The organism is Streptomyces sp. SAI-170, from assembly GCF_049739565.1.
GTDB lineage: Bacteria > Actinomycetota > Actinomycetes > Streptomycetales > Streptomycetaceae > Streptomyces.
The window spans coordinates 2,010,753-2,029,786 of sequence record NZ_JBMGQD010000001.1 but is presented as its reverse complement, the minus strand read 5'-3'; the positions used below and the strand labels follow the sequence as shown (position 1 = coordinate 2,029,786).

General features: G+C 73.3%; 16 protein-coding genes. 11 read left to right on the top strand and 5 right to left on the bottom strand.

The window, feature by feature from the left end; translation table 11 throughout:
- Positions 1 to 27 precede the first annotated feature (27 nt).
- Positions 28 to 606, top strand: coding sequence for a PDZ domain-containing protein (locus RKD23_RS09235; protein ID WP_424853242.1), 579 nt, complete (start codon positions 28 to 30; stop codon positions 604 to 606).
- On the opposite strand, the gene RKD23_RS09230 is transcribed toward RKD23_RS09235, so the two are convergent.
- The gene (locus RKD23_RS09230) at positions 599 to 1,354 is read right to left on the bottom strand and encodes a metallophosphoesterase (RefSeq protein WP_424853241.1); all 756 of its coding nucleotides are present in this window, start codon (positions 1,352 to 1,354) and stop codon (positions 599 to 601) included. The two genes, RKD23_RS09235 and RKD23_RS09230, sit on opposite strands and share 8 nt — an antisense overlap.
- A 201-nt stretch (positions 1,355 to 1,555) precedes the next feature.
- Between RKD23_RS09230 and RKD23_RS09225 the strand changes: the two genes are divergently transcribed.
- From RKD23_RS09225 to RKD23_RS09215, 3 genes are all read left to right on the top strand, one after another.
- Positions 1,556 to 2,683 (top strand): aminopeptidase P family protein, encoded by a 1,128-nt coding sequence (locus RKD23_RS09225; RefSeq protein ID WP_424853240.1) that lies wholly within the window; start codon positions 1,556 to 1,558, stop codon positions 2,681 to 2,683.
- 64 nt (positions 2,684 to 2,747) lie between these two features.
- A complete protein-coding gene (locus tag RKD23_RS09220) occupies positions 2,748 to 3,665 on the top strand; it encodes an aminoglycoside phosphotransferase family protein (RefSeq protein WP_404032978.1) in 918 nt (305 codons plus the stop codon).
- A 25-nt stretch (positions 3,666 to 3,690) separates the two neighbouring features.
- Positions 3,691 to 3,864, top strand: coding sequence for a hypothetical protein (locus tag RKD23_RS09215; RefSeq protein WP_424853239.1), 174 nt, complete (start codon positions 3,691 to 3,693; stop codon positions 3,862 to 3,864).
- A gap of 25 nt (positions 3,865 to 3,889) precedes the next feature.
- Here the strand turns inward: RKD23_RS09215 and treZ are convergent, their stop codons facing one another.
- Positions 3,890 to 5,638 carry a malto-oligosyltrehalose trehalohydrolase gene (gene treZ / locus RKD23_RS09210; RefSeq protein WP_424853238.1) on the bottom strand — a complete coding sequence of 583 codons (1,749 nt, stop codon included), beginning with the start codon at positions 5,636 to 5,638 and terminating at the stop codon, positions 3,890 to 3,892.
- A 171-nt stretch (positions 5,639 to 5,809) separates the two neighbouring features.
- Between treZ and RKD23_RS09205 the strand changes: the two genes are divergently transcribed.
- The 3 genes from RKD23_RS09205 (at position 5,810) to RKD23_RS09195 (ending at position 8,242) form a co-directional block, all read left to right on the top strand.
- Positions 5,810 to 6,361 (top strand): FHA domain-containing protein, encoded by a 552-nt coding sequence (locus RKD23_RS09205; protein ID WP_424853237.1) that lies wholly within the window; start codon positions 5,810 to 5,812, stop codon positions 6,359 to 6,361.
- Between the two features lie 118 nt (positions 6,362 to 6,479).
- Complete coding sequence (locus RKD23_RS09200; protein ID WP_424858202.1) at positions 6,480 to 7,832, top strand: M14 family zinc carboxypeptidase; 1,353 nt, start codon at positions 6,480 to 6,482, stop codon at positions 7,830 to 7,832.
- Positions 7,829 to 8,242 (top strand): SSI family serine proteinase inhibitor, encoded by a 414-nt coding sequence (locus RKD23_RS09195; RefSeq protein WP_424853236.1) that lies wholly within the window; start codon positions 7,829 to 7,831, stop codon positions 8,240 to 8,242. Before RKD23_RS09200 ends, RKD23_RS09195 begins: the two co-directional genes overlap by 4 nt.
- Before the next feature lie 34 nt (positions 8,243 to 8,276).
- On the opposite strand, the gene RKD23_RS09190 is transcribed toward RKD23_RS09195, so the two are convergent.
- The 3 genes from RKD23_RS09190 to glgX all read right to left on the bottom strand — a co-directional run bounded on the left by RKD23_RS09190 (position 8,277) and on the right by glgX (position 14,346).
- Positions 8,277 to 9,527, bottom strand: a complete 1,251-nt coding sequence (locus RKD23_RS09190; RefSeq protein ID WP_424853235.1) for a M14 family zinc carboxypeptidase — start codon at positions 9,525 to 9,527, stop codon at positions 8,277 to 8,279.
- 120 nt (positions 9,528 to 9,647) lie between these two features.
- Complete coding sequence (treY, locus tag RKD23_RS09185; RefSeq protein WP_424853234.1) at positions 9,648 to 12,041, bottom strand: malto-oligosyltrehalose synthase; 2,394 nt, start codon at positions 12,039 to 12,041, stop codon at positions 9,648 to 9,650.
- A 181-nt stretch (positions 12,042 to 12,222) separates the two neighbouring features.
- Positions 12,223 to 14,346 (bottom strand): glycogen debranching protein GlgX, encoded by a 2,124-nt coding sequence (glgX, locus tag RKD23_RS09180; protein WP_424853233.1) that lies wholly within the window; start codon positions 14,344 to 14,346, stop codon positions 12,223 to 12,225.
- Between the two features lie 191 nt (positions 14,347 to 14,537).
- On the opposite strand from glgX, the gene RKD23_RS09175 reads away from it, so the two are divergent.
- The 4 genes from RKD23_RS09175 (at position 14,538) to RKD23_RS09160 (ending at position 18,999) form a co-directional block, all read left to right on the top strand.
- Entirely contained in the window at positions 14,538 to 15,377 is an 840-nt protein-coding gene (locus RKD23_RS09175; protein WP_424853232.1) for a Tat pathway signal sequence domain protein, read from the top strand.
- A gap of 98 nt (positions 15,378 to 15,475) precedes the next feature.
- Positions 15,476 to 16,798, top strand: a complete 1,323-nt coding sequence (locus RKD23_RS09170; protein ID WP_424853231.1) for a copper amine oxidase — start codon at positions 15,476 to 15,478, stop codon at positions 16,796 to 16,798.
- 103 nt (positions 16,799 to 16,901) lie between these two features.
- Positions 16,902 to 18,149, top strand: a complete 1,248-nt coding sequence (locus RKD23_RS09165; protein ID WP_424853230.1) for an SAV2148 family HEPN domain-containing protein — start codon at positions 16,902 to 16,904, stop codon at positions 18,147 to 18,149.
- Positions 18,150 to 18,267: 118 nt separating this feature from the next.
- Positions 18,268 to 18,999: a 3'-5' exonuclease gene (locus RKD23_RS09160; protein WP_424853229.1), complete on the top strand. Its 732-nt coding sequence runs from the start codon at positions 18,268 to 18,270 to the stop codon at positions 18,997 to 18,999.
- The last annotated feature ends 35 nt before the right edge of the window (positions 19,000 to 19,034 follow it).

The following is a 19,034-nucleotide window of genomic DNA, read 5'->3' as shown; positions in this document are numbered from 1 at the left end:
GGGTAGAGCACCAGCCGGAGGCGAACCATGGAACAGACTGCGCTGCGTCCCAAGCCGATGCCCGGTCGGGAGCCCGGCGGCACCGCCGGCCGGGGCGAGGTCCCCGCCCGGCGGCCGCATGCCGCGCGGCGCCGTGGCCGACGGCTGACGACCCTGCTGTCCGGGCTGTTGGTGGGCGCGGTCCTGGTGCTGTCCGGGGTCGGTCTCGGCACCGTGGGGGCCACCGTGATCGGCATGAGCCGGCTCGCCGAACTCCAGAGCCGGCAACTGCCCCGCCCCTCCGCCCCCGCCCCGCGGCCCACGCCCGCACCCACGCCCGCCCCGGTCGCCCCGGCACGCGCGGAGGCGAGCCTGGGTGTGGAGGCGGTCGACGCCGAGAAGTCGGGCGCCCTCGTCGTCGGCGTCCATGTGCCGGGGCCCGGCTACTCGGCGGGCCTGGTGCGCGGGGACGTCCTGCTCACCTTCGGCGACGCCCGTGTCGACTCGGCCGCGGACCTGGCCCGCGCGGTCGACGAGGCCCGGCCGGGCAAGCCGCTCACCGTGACGGTGCGTCATGAGAGCGGCGCCTACCAGCAGTTGTCGGTCGTCCCGGGCGTCGTCACGTGACCACCCGGAAGTGGCTGGTCAGCCGCCCGGCGTCGTCCAGGATGTGGAAGGCCAGCCCCACCGGCGCGTCCCGGTCGGCGACCTGCTCGTCCTCCCACGGCAGGTTCAGCGTCCAGGTCACGCCCGGCCCGACGACCAGCGGCCGCCCGGCGAACAGGGTCGCGGCGGGCGTGTGCGCGTGGCCCGTGATCAGCCCGGCGATCTGCGGCCGGCGCTCCAGCAGCGCGGCCAGCCGGCCGGGGTCGCCCAGCTGGTAGGAGTCGGGCAGCGGATGGTGCAGCGCGACCGGCGGGTGATGGAAGGCCAGCAGGGCGGGCAGCTCCGGGTCCAGGCCGTCGAGGGTCCGCTCGATCCAGTCGTACGTCTCCTCCTCCAGAGCCCCGTCGTCCTGGCCGGGGATGCTGGAGTCGCACATCAGCACGGCCCCGCCGGGGAACACCCGGACACTGTCGACCGGCCCGTCGGAGGCCGGTTCGCCCAGCAGCGCCTTGCGGTACGGGGCCCGGCTGTCGTGGTTGCCCGGGCAGGTCAGCACCGGGAAGGGCGCGTCGCCGTCGCGCAGCCCCAGGACGCGAGCGGCCTCCTCGTACTCCGCCTCCTCGGCGTGGTCCGCGATGTCCCCGGTGACCAGCAGGGCGTCCACCCGGCCCGGCAGCCGCCACAGCCGGTCGCGCACCCGCTCGGCACGCTCTCTCGCGCGCGGGGTTCCGTCGAGATGCAGATCGCTGATGTGGGCGAGTACGAGCACGGTGGTGTGGCCCCCTGTCCTGTGGCTAATGGAGTGAGTTGATCAAACCATTACGGCTAATGGTTGAGCAAGAGCCAGGCATTAGAGCCCTGGCCGCGCTCGTGCGACAGGCCCCGGCAGCCTCGGCAACCGGCTCGCGCCGCCCCTCCCGGCCGGGCAGGATGCTCCCCGTAGCCCCTTCACCCGTCCAGGGAGGCCCGGATGACCGGCAGTACGCCCGCGCCCTTCACCGTCGACGACTACCGGGCCCGTATGCGGCGGGCCGCGCAGGCGGCCGCGGACGCGGGACTGGCCGCACTGCTCGTCGCCCCCGGACCGGACCTCGTGTGGCTCACCGGCTACGCGCCGACCGCGATCACCGAACGGCTCACCGCGCTCGTCCTCGCCCCCGGCCAGGACCCCGTCCTCGTCGTCCCCGCCCTGGAGGCCCCCGACGCCGCCAAGGCACCCGGCGCGCCCGCGCTGACCCTGCGCGACTGGACCGACGGCAAGGACCCCTACGCCCTCACCGCCGAGCTGCTGCGCGCCGACGGCCGGCTCGGCGTCAGCGACAACGCCTGGGCCCTGCATCTGCTGGCCCTGCAAAGGGCGCTGCCCGGCATCTCCTGCGCCGCCCTCACCGACGCGCTGCCCATGCTGCGGGCCGTCAAGGACGCGGCCGAGCTGGAGCTGATGGCCGCCGCGGGCGCGGCCGCCGACGCCACCTTCGAGGACATCCGCACGCTGCCCTTCGCCGGCCGCAGGGAGTCCGACGTGGCCGCCGACCTGTCCCGGCTGCTCCTCGAGCACGGCCACGAGCAGGTCGACTTCACCGTCGTCGGCTCAGGGCCCAACGGCGCCAACCCGCACCACGAGGTCGGCGACCGGGTCATCGAGCGCGGCGACATGGTCGTACTCGACTTCGGCGGTCTGCGACGCGGCTACGGTTCCGACACCACCCGCACCGTCCACGTCGGCGAGGCCACCGAGGAGGAGCGCCGCGTCCACGACATCGTGCGCGCCGCCCAGGAGGCCGGCTTCGCCGCCGTACGGCCGGGCGCCGCCTGCCAGGACGTCGACCGGGCCGCCCGCGCCGTCATCGCGGACGCGGGCTACGGCGAGTACTTCATCCACCGCACCGGCCACGGCATCGGCGTCACCACCCACGAGCCGCCGTACATGATCGAGGGCGAGGAGCAGGAGCTCGTGCCCGGCATGTGCTTCTCCGTCGAGCCCGGCATCTATCTGCCCGGCCGCTTCGGCGTCCGGATCGAGGACATCGTCACCGTCACCCCGGACGGGGGCCGCCGGCTCAACGACACCACGCGCGAGATGGTCATAGTGGACTGAGCGGGCCCCGCACCGGACGCCCCGACCCCGGCCGACCACACCTCCGAGCGACAGCGGCGCGACCATGACCCAGGCACCGACTCCCACCGCGGACACCGTCCGTGAACTGGTCCACACCCTCACCAAGGAGGGCGCGAAGGACGCCGACGTGCGTCCCGTGCCCGAGAGCGTCCGGCAGACCACCTGGTGGGTGGGCACCCGGCACGTCCTGCGCCTCGCCCCCGACCCGGACGCCTCCACCCGGCTGCGCCGCGAGGTGCGGCTGCGCGACCTGGTCCGGCCGCACATCCCCGTCGCCGTGCCGGTGAGCGTCGCCCAGGGCGAGTGGGCGCCCGGCCTCGCCTGCACGCTCGACACCAAGGTGCCCGGCGGCTCGGGCGACCGGCAGGACGTCTCCGCCGTCGGCGAGGCCGACCTGGCCGGACTGCTCACCGGGCTGCGCGAGGTGCCCGCCCGGCAGGCCGAGATGCTCGGCGTGCCGCGCACCTCCCCGCGCTCGCTGGAGTCCCTGCGCCGGGCCGCCGCGCTGGCCGCCGAACGGCTCGCGCGGGCCGACGAGTTCGACCCCGCGCGGCTGCACCAGCTCACCCCGCCCGCAGCCGTCCAGCTGGCCGCGCAGCCCGGCGCGGCCGTGCTGGTCCACCACGGGCTGACCGGCGACCACCTCGTCGTCAGCGCCGACGGCCGGGTGCGCGGCGCCCTCGGCTGGGCCGACGCCGTCCTGGGCGACCCCGCCGAGGACATCGCGGGCCTCGCCCTCGCCGTGGGCTCCCCGGCCGCCGTACGCGCCGCCACCCTCGCCGGCTACGGCGCCCGCCCCTGTCTGCGCGGCCTGTGGCTGGCCCGCTGCGACACGGTGATCCGCCTCGCCTCCGCCCTCGACGGCAACGACCCGACCCCCCTGCCCCTGCTGCGCACCCATCTGCGCCACGCCTGGGAGGCGATCCTCCTGGAACGGGTCACGGGGGACGACAGCTACTAGCCTGCGGCGGGCAGGACGGAAGGGCGTGGCCGAGACGGGTGCAGCACGCAGAGTCGCCAGGGTCGTCATCGGCGTCGGCCTGGTGAGCACGCTGGTCCTGCCGGGCCGCCGGACGGCCCGGACCGTCGACGCGTTCTTCCGTACGTTCCACAGCTCGCTGAACGCGGCCAGGGGCGACGACCGGCGGGGCCGCCGCTGAGGCCCGCGCGGCGGCGCCCGCCCCGTCAGTCCTGCGCCAGCACCACGCACGACTCGGCCGGCAGATGCAGCACCCCGTCCTCGCCGGGCGCCTCGACCGGCTCCCACGCGGCGAGGACCCGGACCGGACGGCTGCCGAGCTGGAGCGGGGCCGGTTCCTTGCCGTGGTTGACGGCCACACAGATGTCGCCGCGCCGGAAGGCGAGCCAGCGGGCCTCCTCGTCGAAGGCGACCTTGGTGTCGGCGAGATCCGGGTCGGTGAGGTCGGGCAGTTCGCGGCGCAGCGTGAGGAGCTGCCGGTACCAGGCCAGCATGCGCGCGTGGGGCTCACGCTCCGGCTCGGACCAGTCCAGGCAGGAACGCTCCCGAGTCGCCGGGTCCTGCGGGTCGGGCACCTCGTCCTCGGGCCAGCCGTACGCCGCGAACTCCCGCCGCCTGCCCCGTCGTACGGCGTCGGCGAGCTGCGGGTCGGTGTGGTCGGTGAAGAACTGCCAGGGCGTGCCCGCCGCCCACTCCTCGCCCATGAACAGCATCGGCGTGAACGGCGCCGTCAGCGCCAGCGTCGCCGCGCAGGCCAGCAGACCGGGCGAGTCCGTGAGCGCCGCGAGCCGGTCGCCCTGGGCGCGGTTGCCGATCTGGTCGTGGGTCTGGGTGTAGCCCAGCAGCCGGTGCGCGGCGACCCGGGAGCGGTCCAGCGGGCGGCCGTGCAGGCGGCCCCGGTACGTCGAGTACGTGCCGTCGTGGAAGAACCCGCCGGTCAGCGTCTTGGCCAGCGCGGCGAACGGGGCCCGCGCGAAGTCGCCGTAGTAGCCCTGCGACTCACCCGTGACCGCGGCGTGCAGTGCGTGATGGAAGTCGTCGCTCCACTGCGCGTGCAGACCCAGTCCGTGCTCCTCGCGCGGGGTGATCGTCCGCGGGTCGTTGACCTCCGATTCGGCGATGAGGAACAGCGGCCGCCCCAGCTCCGCCGCCAGGCCGTCCACCCGCGCGGACAGCTCCTCCAGGAAGTGGTACGCGCGCGTGTCGACCAGCGTGTGCACCGCGTCCAGCCGCAGCCCGTCCAGCCGGTAGTCCCGCAGCCAGGCCAGCGCGCTGCCCAGCAGGAACGCCCGCACCTCGTCGGAGCCGGGCGCGTCCAGATTGACGGCCTGACCCCACGGCGTGTGGTGCGTGTCCGTGAAGTACGGCCCGAACACCGGCAGATAGTTGCCGTCGGGGCCCAGGTGGTTGTGCACGACGTCCAGGACCACGCCGAGCCCCAGCTCGTGCGCCCGGTCCACGAACCGCTTCAGCGCCTCGGGCCCGCCGTACGGCTCGTGCACCGCCCACAGCGACACGCCCTCGTAACCCCAGCCGTGCCGCCCCGGGAAGGGGCACAGCGGCATCAACTCCACGTGGGTGACACCCAGTTCCGCCAGATGCTCCAGCCGCCCCGCGGCCGCGTCGAGTGTGCCCTCGCGGGTGTAGGTGCCCACGTGCAGCTCGTACAGCACCGCCCCTTGCAGCGGACGCCCCTTCCAGGGCGTGCGCCAGCTGTAGCGCCCCTGGTCGACGACCGCGCTCAGGCCGTGCGGGCCGTCCGGCTGGCGCCGCGAGCGCGGGTCCGGGCGTACGGGGCCGTCGTCCACGGCGAAGCCGTAGCGCGAGCCGTCGTCCGCCTCCGCCTCGGCCGTCCACCACCCCTCGCGCCGCGGATCGCGCTCCATCGCGTGCGTGGCCCCGTCGCACTGGAGCGTCACTCGGCCGGCCTGCGGTGCCCACACCTCGAACTGCACGGACGGTTCCCCTTCGTCTGCTCAGTGATGTAGCCCCACCATGGTGCGTCAACCGAGATCGATCCGGGTTCGATTCGGGCCTTTCCCCGCAGGTGTCCTGAGGTACGCGCGCGTGCCCGCCGTTTCCCCCTCTCCTGGACACCCGGGGTTCACTGACCGACAATCACCTGCGTGACGTCGTCCTTCGAGTTCCCCACCTACCCCGCGCGGCTGTCCGACGCGGAGCGCGACAAGGTGCTTCAGGTGCTGCGCGACGGCGTCGCCATGGGACGGCTGTCGCACGACACGTTCATCCGGCGCATGGAGCTGGCGCTGGCCGCCCGCAGGTCCGACGAACTCGCCGCGCTCACCGCCGACCTGCCCCAGGAGAGCCGGGTCTCGCGCCTGGTGTTCGGCACCGTCGAGGCGGTGTCCGGGTTCACCGTACGGCTGCGCAGGGCCTGGCAGGCCGAGCGGCTGCCCAAGCTGCTGCTGCCGCACCCGGCCACCGGACACGCCCTGCGCATCGGCCGTGACCCCGCCTGCGGGCTGCGGCTGAACCACGAGACGGTCTCGCGGGTGCACGCCGAGCTGACCCGGCAGGGCGGCATGTGGGTGCTGCGCGACCTCGGCTCCACCAACGGCACGACCGTGAACGGCCGCAGGGTGATCGGCTCGGCCGTGGTCCGCGAGGGCGACCAGGTGGGCTTCGGCAGCATGGCGTACCGGCTGTCCGTGAACTGATCGCGCTCTCAAGATCCTTCGCTGTCCACGGTGTTGACGTGGACGGTCGGCCGTGACTGACTGTGCGTACACCATGCACACCAGGTGAACCGTAGGTCCCACGCCGTGGAGGTGTGCCCTGCCGCCCCTCCAGCGCTATCCCACCGTCGGTGAACTGGCCGCCCACGCGGCCGGGTTCGTCGAACGCCGTCCGCGTGACGCCCGGCTGAGCAGGGCCGGCACCTCACGCGCGGGCGAGCCGCTGTGGCTGCTGTCCGTCGGGCACGGCGAGCGGCAGGTCCTCGTGGTGGCGGGGCCGCACGCCAACGAGCCCGTGGGCGGCGCCACCGCCCTGCGCCTGGCCGAGCGCGTCCTCGCCCGCCCGGAGCTCGCCGACGGCGTCACCTGGAACCTGCTGCTCTGCCTCGACCCCGACGGCCTGCGCCGCAACGAGGGCTGGCTGCACGGGCCGTACACCCTCGGCCACTACTTCCGCAGCTTCTTCCGCCCCGGCTTCCAAGAGCAGCCCGAGTGGCTGCCGGACGGGGCGGCGGGGGCCGCGCTGCCGGAGACCCGGGCGCTGCTGCGGCTCCAGGACGAGCTGAAACCTTTCCTCCAGGTGTCGCTGCACGGCGTCGACGTGGGCGGCGGCTTCGTCGAGCTCACCCACGAGCTGCCCGGCCTGGAGCGCCGCCTGGCCCGCACCGCCGCCCGCCTCGGCGTGCCGCGCGAACTCGGCTGCTACGACGCCCTGTACTGGCCGCGCCTGGGACCCGGCGTCTACCGCATCCCGCCGCCCAGCCGGGGCGACCTGGCCGCCGCGATCACCGAGGCCGCCGTCGAGTCGACCTGGTACCACCCGCACCGGCACGGCACCGTCACGGCCGTCGTCGAAGCCCCCATGTGGGGCGTGGCCGCCGTCGAGGACGACTCCGAGCCCGCCGACGCCGACCGCGTGCTGCGCGCCGTCAGCACCACCCTGCGCCACGACACCCGGCTCCTGGAGGTGCTCCTGGCGCGGATCCGGCCGCACCTCGGCGCCGTGCCCGACGCCGCCCGGCTGCTCGCCCCGGTCGAGGACTATTTACTCGTCTGCCCCGGCCTCGCCGACGCCTGGGACCCCGACACCGGCCCTCACGACGGCACCCGCCCGCTGCCACCCCTGACCGCCGCCCACCTGGCCGCCCTGCGCATCGCCGGGCTGCGGCTCGCCCTGCGCACCGCGGGCCTGCTGCGCCGGCTCGCGCGGGCCGCCGGGCGCGGCGTGGCCGGAGTGCTGCCGGAGCTGGACCGGCTCATCGACCAGCGCTGCGCCGACTACCGCGACGGGTGCGGGACGCGCTGGATCCCGGTCGGGATCCAGACCGAGTTCCAGACGAGGGTCGTCCTCGACGCGTTCGAACTGGCCACCGCACAGGGCACGCGCGCGTGGTCCCGTTCGGGTGATCAGGGGTGGGGCCCGCCGGAGGTCGTGCCGATGCATCGGGAATGACGTACACCTTCACCAACGCGGTACGGGGCGGTCTGCTGGCGGCCGCCCTCCTCACCGTCGGCGCGGCCCCGGCCCAGGCGTCGCACCAGGAGGCCTTCTCCGGCGACTGGCTCTACCTCACCGTCACCCACGGCGACAACCGCTCCGCCGACACCCGTGGCACCGTGCTGCTCTGCGACCCGCCGCAGGGCCACGTCCGCGCGGCCGAGGCCTGTGACCAGCTCGGCGCCGTCGACGGCGACATCGACCGCATCGCGCCCAGGGCCGCGATCTGCCCCATGGTCTACGCCCCCGTGACCGCCCACGCGCGCGGGCGGTGGCACGGCATGCCCGTGCAGTACACGCGGACCTTCTCCAACGAATGCGAGATGGCGACCCTGACGGGAGAGGTGTTCGCCCTGAACGGCTGACCACCGGCGCCGCGGGCGGACGGGCGGTGCTTCCTCAGGCCGCCCGTTCGCGCGCGTACAGGGCCGCCGCCACCACCGTGCGGGACTGGTGCTCGATCTGGTGCTCCAGCGGCACCCAGCGGGCGTGGAAGCGCTCGGCGAAGGAGTCGCTCCAGTCGACCACCAGCCGCTCCAGCAGCGGGGCCGCGCGGTCGTCGGTCTCCCGCAGCACCCGCAGCAGCATGGCCGCCGCCCGCAGCGGCAGCCGCCGGGCGAAGGCGTCCACGCTGCCGACGTACGCCATCGAGTCGTCCGCGGGCTGGGTGTGCATCCAGTCCGCGGCCAGCCCCGGCACCAGCTCCAGCACCCACTTCGCGGCCCGCAGCAGCGGACCGTCCACGCCCTCCAGACGGGGCAGCGCGTCGGCGAGCACCCGCTCCACCTCCAGCGTGTCCCCCAGCAGCCGCTCGGCGAGCCGGTGCAGCGCCGCGGCCGGCGCGGGATGCGGCGCCACGTCGTCCACCAGGTCGCTCGCCCACATCGGCACCTCCACGACCGCGGTCAGGCCGCCGTAGCGGTGCGCGTGGTACCAGGTGCTGTGCCGCGCGTCGTCCGGCATGCTCGGGTACGCCACCCCCGACTCGCGCGTCGGCAGCACATGCACGCCGGGGCCGGACGCGGGCCAGCCCGCGGCGTCCGAGGCGCCCGTCTCCACCGGGATGTGCAGCTCCGCCGCCGACTTGGCGAACGGCTCGGCCAGCCCCGGGATGTCCTTCGTCAACTGCACCCAACTGCCGCCCAGGTCGGTGCCGTGCAGCGTCACCTGGAGGTACGGCCGCAGCTCGTCGATGACGCCGGTCAGCGCGAGCGTCTCGGGCGGCAGCCGGTCCGGCGGCAGCACCGACGGCGACCACTCCGGCTGCTCGGGCCCGGCCGGCCGGTAGAAGCCGCGGTGGTAGTCGAGCAGACTGCGCGGCGCGGGCGTGATGTGCAGGCTCGCCCCGTCCGGGTCCGCGCACAGCAGGAAGTGCCAGGACACCCCGTCGCGCAACACCCGCTCGTGCAGCACCCGTTCGGCCAGCGCCAGCAGCGTCGGGCCGCCGGCCGGTTCGTTGGCGTGGGCGCCCGCGACGACCAGCACGGTACGCCGCGCGCGGCCCACGGACAGCAGATGCAGCGGGCGCCCCTCCCGCGAGACGCCCACCTCACGCAGGGCGCACAGACCGGGATGACCGGCCGCGAGCATCCGCGCGGAGGAGACCAGTTCGGGCACGGTGGGGTAGCGCAGCTCCGGCAGGAGACTCACCCCCGACTTGTTTCCGACCGGCCTGAACCCGCAGTACCCCACGGAGTTGAGTCTCTGTCAAGAACATCGGCCACAACCGCCAGGGGGCGCCCGGGGGCACTCCCTGGCGGGCGGCCGGCGTCAGCGCGCGTCCCCGACCCGCTCCAGCAGCGCCACCGGCAGCCGCTCGAAGAGTTCCGCCACACGCGCGTGCCCGCTGAACTCCCGTCCCGGAGCGAGCGCGTCCGCCCAGCGGCCCGGCGGCAGCGGCAGCCGGGTGTCCCGCCAGCCGCCCTCTTCCGCCAGCCGCAGCGACAGCCGGGTCACCGCCGTGACCACATGCCCGGAGCGCACGAACGCGGCGCAGTGCCCGGCCGCCGGGCCCTCGGCGGCCAGCGGCGCGTACGTCGCCGACTCCCCGAACGCCTCCGGCCGCTGCGACCTCAGCCGCAGCGCGGCCGCCGTCACCGCCGTCTTGTCGCCCGGGTCCTCGGGCGGCAGCGGCACCGGCCGCCGGTTGTCCGGGTCGACCAGCGCCCGGTACTCCGCCTCCGTGCCCTGGTACAGGTCCGGCACCCCCGGCATCGTCAGATGCACCAGCGCCGCGCCCAGCACGTTCGCCTGGATGTGCGGCTCAAGCGTCGCCCGGAAGGCGGCCACCCGCTCGCCCGGCACCCCGCACGGCCCCGCCGCGACGAACGCCGCCACCGCCTCCTCGTACGGCGGCTCCTGCTCGGTCCAGGTCGTGTACAGCCCGGCCTCGCGCACATGCTTCAGCAGCGCGCCCTGCACCCGCTCCGGGGCCGCCGGGCCTAGCCCGAACACCGTCTGCCAGGCCGCCCACGCCACCTGCGCGTCCGGCATCGCCTCCTCCGCCCGCGACACCTCCGCCAGGACCTCCGCCCAACGCCCCGGGCACTCGGTGAGCACCGCGAGCGCGGCCCGCACATCGGCGCTGCGCTTGGTGTCGTGGGTCGAGACGACCGTCCCGGACACGGGCCAGTCGCGCTGCACGCGCGCGCAGTACGCGTGGAAGTCCTCCGGCGCCACCGCGGGCACGCCGGGGTCACCGCCGACCTCCGTCGCCGACAGCAGCGGCACATACCGGTAGAACGCCGTGTCCTCCACGGACTTCGCCCGCAGCGCCGACGACAGCTGCGCGAACCGGGTGCGGAACTCCACCCGGTCGGGACTCTCCGTGCCGTCTGTGCCGTCTGTGCCGTCTGTGTTATCTCCGTATCGCCCCAGCAGCAGATCCCGTACGACGTCCACGGCCCCGGCCTCCTCGGGTACCACGAAGGCGCGCCGGGCCTCGGCGGCGGCCTCCTCGGTGACCACGACGGCCGCGTCCTCGGGCCCGTACGGGCGGTACACCTCCATGCGGACCAGCAGCTCGCGCAGGGCCGTGGCAAGCGCCCACGGGGCCCGGTCGCGCAGGGCCGGGTCCGGCGAGGCGGCGCACACCCGGACCGCCACGCGGGTGAGCCGGTCCAGCTCCGCCGCCAGCTCGTGCTCGACGACGCCGTACGCCGCCCGGCGCACGGTCGCGTCCCAGTCGCCGCCCCGGTCGGTCTGCGGGGCCGCGAAGCGCCGGTAGTGGCCGAGGAGCTCCGCGGCCCCCTGGGGGTCGGTGAACAGCCCGTCGACCTGGCGCAGCGCGTCGTAGCCCGTGGTGCCCGCCACCCGCCAGGAGGCGGGCAGGTGCTCGTGGTCGGCGAGGATCTTCTCCACTATCGTCCAGCGGCCCCCGGTGGCCTCGTCGAGCCGCGCGAGATAGCCGCCGGGGTCGGCGAGCCCGTCGACGTGGTCCACGCGCAGCCCGTCGACCACGCCCTCGTGCAGCAGGGCGAGGATCTTGGCGTGCGTGGCCTCGAAGACCTCCGGGTCCTCCACCCGCACCCCGATCAGCTCGGAGATGCTGAAGAACCGCCGGTAGTTCAGCTCCGTACGGGCCAGCCGCCACCACGCGAGCCGGTACCACTGGGCGTCCAGCAACTGCGGCAGCGGCAGGTCCTCGGTGCCCTCGCGCAGCGGGAAGACATGGTCGTAGTAGCGCAGGACGTCGCCGTCGGCCCGCAGCGCGTGCAGTTCGCCGCCGAGCGGGCCGCCCAGCACCGGCAGCAGCAGCCGGCCGCCCTGGGCGTCCCAGTCGATGTCGAACCAGCGCGCGTACGGCGACTTGGGTCCCTCGCGCAGCACCTCCCACAGGGCGGGGTTGTGGGCCGGGGCCATCGCCATGTGGTTCGGCACGATGTCCATCACCAGGCCGAGCCCGTACTCCCGCGCGGTGCGGGCCAGGGCACGCAGGCCCTCCTCGCCGCCGAGCTCCGCGCGCACACGCGTGTGGTCGACGATGTCGTAGCCGTGCGTCGAACCGGGGACTGCCTCCAGCACGGGCGACAGATGCAGATGCGAGACGCCGAGCGAGGCCACATACGGCACGGCCGCCGCTGCGGCCGCGAACGGGAACGCTGGCTGGAGCTGGAGCCGATACGTGGACGTCGGCACCGGCGGGACGGATCGCTCAGGTGTCATGTGGACCTACGTACCCGCCCGGCCGCCTTTCGTGTCATCGTCCCGGAGACATGATCACGCGCGGGTGGCCGGTTTCGAGCGCCGCCAGAGCGGGACGGGCTCCCACGGGGTCACTCCTGCCCCCTCACCCGGACGGGTGGCGGGCGGGAGCGACCCCAGGGGCCGGACCGCGCGCGTGCCCCTAGGCGGGCCGCTGCAGCACCGTCAGGCTGCGGTCCACCAGCCTCAGCCGCTCCCCGGCCGCGACCTTCGGGCCGCTGCCCGGGGGCACGCCCTCCGGGCGGGAGGTGTCCACGACGACCTGCCACTGCCGCCCGTGGTCGACCGGCACCACGAAGTCCAGTTCCTTCGGGGAGGCGTTGAACATCAGCAGGAAGGAGTCGTCGGTGATCCGCTCCCCGCGCGTGCCCGGCTCGGAGATGGCGTTGCCGTTGAGGAACACCGTCAGCGCCGAGGCCTGCGTCGAGTCCCAGTCCCGCTGGGTCATCTCCCGGCCCTCGGGGGTGAACCACGCGATGTCCGACAGGTCGTCGTGCGTGCCCTCCACCGGCCGCCCGTGGAAGAAGCGCCGGCGCCGGAAGACGGGGTGCTCCTTGCGCAGCCGCGCCATCGCGCGCGTGAAGTCGAACAGCCCGCTGTCGGTCTTCTCGTCCCCCGGCTCCGGCCAGCGCACCCAGGCCAGCTCGCTGTCCTGGCAGTAGGCGTTGTTGTTGCCGCGCTGGGTGCGGGCGAACTCGTCGCCGTGGCTGATCATCGGCACGCCCTGGGACAGCATCAGGGTGGCGACGAAGTTGCGCATCTGGCGGGCCCGCAGCCGCAGCACGTCCTCGTCGTCGGTGTCGCCCTCCGCGCCGCAGTTCCAGGACCGGTTGTGGCTCTCGCCGTCCCGGTTGCCCTCGCCGTTGGCGTCGTTGTGCTTGTGGTTGTACGACACCAGGTCGTTGAGGGTGAAGCCGTCGTGGCAGGTGACGAAGTTGATGGAGGCCAGCGGGCGGCGCCCGTCGTCCTGGTAGAGGTCGGAGGAGCCGGTCAGCCGGGAGGCGAACTCCGCGAGCGTGCGCGGCTCGCCCCGCCACATGTCCCGCACGGTGTCTCGGTACTTGCCGTTCCACTCGGTCCACAGCGGCGGGAAGTTCCCCACCTGGTAGCCGCCCTCGCCGACGTCCCACGGCTCGGCGATCAGCTTCACCTGGGACACCACCGGGTCCTGCTGCACCAGGTCGAAGAACGACGACAGCCGGTCCACCTCGTGGAACTGCCGCGCCAGCGTGGCCGCCAGGTCGAAGCGGAAGCCGTCCACATGCATCTCGGTGACCCAGTACCGCAGCGAGTCCATGATCAGCTGAAGGACGTGCGGGGACCGCATCAGCAGGGAGTTCCCGGTCCCCGTGGTGTCCATGTAGTAGCGCTTGTCCTGCATGAGCCGGTAGTACGACGGGTTGTCCAGGCCCTTGAACGACAGGGTCGGGCCCAGGTGGTTGCCCTCGGCCGTGTGGTTGTAGACCACGTCGAGGATCACCTCGATCCCGGCCTCGTGCAGCGCCCGCACCGCCGACTTGAACTCCAGCACCTGCTGCCCGCGGTCGCCCCAGGAGGCGTAGGCGTTGTGCGGGGCGAAGAAGCCGATGGTGTTGTAGCCCCAGTAGTTGTTCAGGCCCATGTCGACCAGCCGGTGGTCGTTCACGAACTGGTGTACGGGCATCAACTCCAGGGCGGTCACCCCGAGCTCGGTCAGATGCTCGATGACCGCCGGGTGCGCGAGGGCCGCGTAGGTGCCGCGCAGCTCCTCCGGCAGCCCCGGGTGCCGCATCGTCAGGCCCTTCACATGGGCCTCGTAGATCACCGTGTGGTGGTACTCGGTGCGCGGCCGCCGGTCGTCGCCCCAGTCGAAGTACGGGTTGACCACCACGGACGACATGGTGTGCGGGGCCGAGTCCAGGTCGTTGCGCCGTTCGGGTGCGTCGAAGTGATAGCCGTACACCTCCTCGCCCCACTGGATCGAACCGCTGATCGCCTTCGCGTACGGGTCGAGCAGCAGCTTCGCCGAATTGCAGCGCAATCCGCGCTCCGGGGCGTACGGGCCGTGCACCCGGAACCCGTACCGCTGTCCCGGCATCACACCGGGCACGTACGCGTGCCGGACGAACGCGTCGCTCTCCCGCAGCTCCACCGCCGTCTCCGAGCCGTCGTCGTGCAGCAGACACAGCTCTACTCGGTCCGCGGCCTCCGTGAACACCGCGAAGTTCGTGCCGGCGCCGTCGTACGTGGCACCGAGGGGATACGCCTCTCCAGGCCAGACCTGCATGGATACGACTCTTTCAGGTGTGCCGCCCCGCTGGGGGCGCCTTGGCCCCGAGTCTCCCCGAAAGTGATGGAACCACCTATGACTTACGGCCCTCTTATCGGTCGACCAGTGCATACGGCCGGATACGGCTGATGCCGAAAGTGTGGGGCAAACACGTACTCCCGGGGACGTACGGGGAGTAGGGGGATGATGTGCGCACGATAGTGCACCGCCATCTGGGCAAGGTGGTGGCCGGCGCCGCCATAGCCGTGGCCGGGACCGCCGTGATGATCGGCGTGACCCTGCCGGGCACGGCCGGGGCCGGGGAGAACGGGGGCGCGGGGAGCGCCGGGAACGGCACGGCCGCGGCGGGACAGGCGGCACAGGGCGATGACTCCGGGCAGGCTCCTGGAGGGGCACAGGCGGCCGAGCCCGGCGTCGTCGAGGAGGCGCCCGCCGAGGGCGAGAAGGGCACCGGCCGCGACCCGCTGACCGACGACGAGACCGAGCGTGTCGCGCGGCTCGCGATGACCCGGCAGCAGTTCGACGCGAGCCAGGACGTCGACGGGGACCGTGGACCGCAGCGTCTCGCGGTGGACCTCGCCGAACCGGAGTCCGACACGGCGAACGGCCCGCGCCGCGCGGAGGTGTCGTTCTACGACTACAGGAACGACACCCTGGTGACGAAGACCGTCAACCTCGACACGGGGAAGGTCGAGAAGACGGCCACCGAGCACGGTGTCCAGCCGCCGCTGAGCCGCGCCGAGTACGCCGAGGCGGCCCGGCTGCTGATCGCCGACCCGCTCGGCGCCGACCTCAAGGCCGACTATCAGGACTCGACCGGCAAGGAGCTGACCTCGCCGGACCAGCTGCTGCTCAACGGAGCGGTGTACCGGGCGGCTCCGGGGGCACAGCCCGCCCTGCTCGACAAGTGCGGCGAGCACCGGTGCGTGCGGCTGTTCCCGAAGGTCAAGAACGGCCCGTGGATCGACGCCCGGTCGTTCGTGATCGACCTGAGCGCCCGCAAGGTCGGCCGGCTCGACCTCGGCTGAGCAGCCGTCTGTGTCGAGCCCGGCCGTGCGGCCGTCGGTTCGCTTTTCCAACTGACTTGAACTCCTGACTCGACTTCCGGCAAGGGAGCCACCTCTTCATGCGTGCCAACCGAATCCGTCCCGCCCGCCGGGCGGCCGTCGGCCTGTCCGTGGCCGCGCTGGCCGCCGGCGTGACGACCGCCGCCGGCCCCGCCTCGGCCCAGCCCGCCGCCCGGCCCCAGGCCGCCCCGGCGCCGGCCGCCGACTGCAGCGCCGCCTACCGCATCGAACAGAAGCTCACCAGCGGCACCACGTGGCGCATGTGCTGGCGCTACGACTCCAAGGCCGGCCTCGTCCTGGAGAAGATCTCCTACCAGCCCAAGGGCGAGACCAAGCCCATCCGCGTCCTCAACAGCGCCCGCCTCGGCCAGATCCACGTCCCCTACGACGACGGCAGCGTCGAGTACGACGACCTCACCGGCTTCGGCTTCGCCCAGGGCCTGGTCAACCTCGCGCCCGGCGAGTGCCCCGGCGGCACCATCAAGACCGTCAAGGTGCCCGACGCCTGGCAGGACCCCAACGTCAAGGGCCTGTGCACCACCACCCGCTCCCGCGGCCACGCCTACCGCATGCAGGGCGACACCGCGAACAAGGTCTTCCAGGCCCAGGGCAAGGACCTGCTCGTCTACACCGTCAACCAGGTCGGCTGGTACGAGTACATGACGGAGTGGCGCTTCCAGGACGACGGCACCGTCACCATGAACGTCGGCGCCACCGGCAGCCTCTCCTACGAGGACTACGACGCCGGCGACGGCCGCGGCTGGCCCATCGGCAAGGGAGCCCAGGCCGCCAAGGCCACCAGCCACAGCCACAACGTCTTCTGGCGCCTCGACTTCGCCCTGGACGGCTCCACGAAGAACCGGGTCGAGCAGTACGACTCCGCCGTCTCCGCCCCCGTCTCCGGCAACCGCGCCCCGACGACCAAGACCACCCGCACCAAGGTCACCAAGGAGCTCAGCGGCGACGCCAAGGCCTACCGCTGGTGGCGCATGGTCTCCGCGACCGGCAAGAACAAGGACCTGCACCCGCGGTCGTACGAGATCGTCCCCGGCACCAGCACCAAGTACCCGGGCCGCAGTTACACCAAGCACGACCTGTACGTCACCCAGTACAACGCGTGCGAGAAGTTCGCCAGCCACAACCCCGGCTGCCCGGCCACCCAGCCGAAGTCCGTCGACAAGTGGGTGAACGGCCAGGCCCTCACCCACCCCGTGGTCTGGATGAACGTCGGCTTCCACCACATCGCGCGCGACGAGGACCAGCAGCCGATGCCGGTCCACTGGCAGGGCTTCTCCATCGTCCCGCGGGACGTCACCGCTATGAATCCGCTCACTCCGAGCGAGCTTCAGTGGCAGAACGGCCACTGGCAGCCGCGCAGTTGAGAAACGACCCTCTCCATCGGGCTGCACCGCCGACCGCTCCCGGAGTAGGCTTCCTTGATCGTTGGGACGGGGAGAGCTCGGGGGAGCGGAAGGCGGTGCGCGCGTGGGCTCGGGAGGGCTGGAGCTGCCCCCTGGTGACGAGGGTCACGAGGGGGACTCCACTGAGGTCCCGCCCGGCACGGTGTCACTGGCCCGTCCCATGGAGACGGGTTCCATCGGGCCGGAGTTGGAGTGGGACGCCGAGGCCTGGCGCGAGGTGCGCACCCGCGCCCAGCGGGCCGGCCGCGCCTACATCTGGCTGAACCTGGTCGAACAGCGGCTGCGCACGGTCGTCGCCGCCGTGCTGCGACCCATCTACGAACCCGTCCACGGCGACGACTGGGTCGTCGCCGCGGCCGGCCCGGCCGGCCAGGAGTGGGTGCAGCGCGCGGTCGCCGTCCGCGAAGTCAGCCGCCGCAAGGGCTACTTGCTCGACCCGGCCGACGACAACGTCCTCAGCTTCCTCACGCTGCCCCAGCTGCGCGAGCTGATGGTGCAGCACTGGCCGTGCTTCGAGCCGTACGTCGACGACCGCCGTGACGTCGAACTCGCCCTGGACGAGCTGGAGGTGACCCGCAACGTCGTCTCCCGCAACCGGGCCCTGTCCGAGGCCGTCCTGGGCCAGGCCGAGCGTGCCTCCGCGCGCCTGCTGGAGGCGCTCGGCGCGGGCGGCGACGTGCCCTCCGCGCGCAGGCTGCCCGTGGACGCCGTCGAGGACCTCGTCGGCGACCGGTACGCGGACGTGGTCGCCGTGCACTCCGACCGGGTGCGGCTGCTGCGGCAGTTCCCCGCCGAGGACATCTTCGGCGGTGCCCGCCGGCTGGACGCCCTCGGCATAGGCCTCAACCTGCTCGTGCAGAACTTCTCCGGCCGCCGCCTGGTCCGGCTGGCCGAGGCCGGCTGCCGGATGCGGCTGCTGTTCCTCAACCCCGCCTCCAGCGCGGTCAAGCGGCGCGAGCGCGAGCTCGGCATGAAGCGGGGCGAGCTGAGCCGGGCCGTGGAGATGAACATCCTGCACATGCGCCGGGTGCGCGCCCGGCTGCGCGACCCCGGTGCCTTCCAGATCCAGGTCTACGACGAGACGCCCCGCTGCACCGCCTACCTCGTGGACGGCGACGGCTCCGACGGCATCGCGGTCGTCCAGTCCTATCTGCGCCGGTCGCGGGGGATGGAGGCGCCGGTGCTGGTGCTGCGGGGCGGCAGCCGGGTGGTGAAGCCGGACCAGGACGCCTACGCCGACGAGGGCGGGCTGTTCTCCACGTATCGCGAGGAGTTCGAGACGGCCTGGGCGGATTCGCGCCCTGTGTCGTGAACTATCCCTTTCGCGGGTGGGGTGTGCGGAACGTGGACCCCTGATTGTCAGTGGCGCATGCGAGGGTGGAGGCCACTGGGGGAAGCACCACCGAGCACCACCAAGAAGGGGGGCCGCCATGGCCTGGCACCAGGAACTGCTGATCGGCTTCGACCTGGAGACGACCGGGACCGATCCGCGCGAGGCGCGCATCGTCACGGGCGCGGTGATAGAGGTCCGAGCCGGACAGGTGCTGGGGCGCCGCGAATGGCTGGCCGACCCCGGCGTCCCGATCCCGGCGGACGCCGTCGCGGTGCACGGCATCAGCAACGAGCGCGCCGCCGCCGAGGGCAGGCCCGCCGACGAGGTGGCGGACGCCATCGCCGACGTCCTGACCGGCTACTGGAAGACGGGCGTGCCCGTCGTCGCCTACAACGCCGTCTTCGATCTGACCCTGCTCTCCGCGGAGCTCCACCGGCACGGTCTGCCGTCCCTGCGCGAGCGGCTCGGCGGCCTCGATCCCGCGCCCGTCGTCGACCCGTACACCATCGACCGCTGGGCCGACCGCTACCGGCGGGGCAAGCGCAACCTCGAGGCGGTCTGCACCGAGTACGGCGTCCTGCTCGACTCCGCGCACGACGCCTCCGCGGACGCCCTCGCCGCGGCGAGACTCGCCTGCGCGATAGCCGACCGGCACGGGAAGGTCGCCGCCCTGGGGGCGGCCGAGCTGCATCAGAGGCAGATCGGGTGGTATGCGGAGTGGGCGGCGGACTTCCAGAGCTTTCTGCGCCGCAAGGGTGAGGCGGGGGCTGTGGTGGAGGGGGTCTGGCCCGTGAGGGAGGTTGTGGGGGAGATCGCGTCTGCCAAGTGAGGCCGTCGGTCGGGTGCGGGTTCGTCGTGGTTGCT